Source organism: Psychroserpens luteolus (genome assembly GCF_021032705.1).
GTDB classification, from domain to species: domain Bacteria; phylum Bacteroidota; class Bacteroidia; order Flavobacteriales; family Flavobacteriaceae; genus Psychroserpens; species Psychroserpens luteolus.
Genome location: NZ_JAHVXI010000037.1, coordinates 1 through 372 on the forward strand (window position 1 = coordinate 1; position 372 = coordinate 372).

Annotated in this window: 1 protein-coding gene; it reads left to right on the top strand. The window is 62.9% G+C overall.

Going from position 1 to position 372, the window contains the following annotated elements; genetic code table 11:
• Window positions 1-13: 13 nt before the first annotated feature.
• Window positions 14-372, top strand: a 359-nt coding sequence (locus KWG70_RS17730) for an SLC13 family permease (protein WP_262910652.1), incomplete at its 3' end; no start/stop codon positions are given.

Consider the following 372-nt stretch of genomic DNA (forward strand, 5'->3'; position numbering starts at 1 on the left):
CAAAACCGGGCAGATGTCGAAGGTCGCGGGTTTGATCCTGCGCAAGGGCGGCACCACGGAGGTGCGGATTATCCCGATTTTCTCGGGCCCCGTCGCGGTGATTTCTTCCTTCATGCAGAATGTCGGCGCCGCGGCCTTGTTCCTGCCTGTCGTTTCTCGCATCTCGGCGCGGACGGGGTTGCCCCTGTCGCGGCTGCTGATGCCCATGGGGTTCTGCGCGATCCTTGGCGGGACCATGACGATGGTGGGCTCGTCGCCGCTGATCCTGCTCAATGACTTGATCCTGACGGCCAATGGGGGCTTGCCTGCCGATCAGCAGATCGAACCGTTCGGGCTATTCTCGGTGACGCCTGTGGGGGCGATGCTGATCGT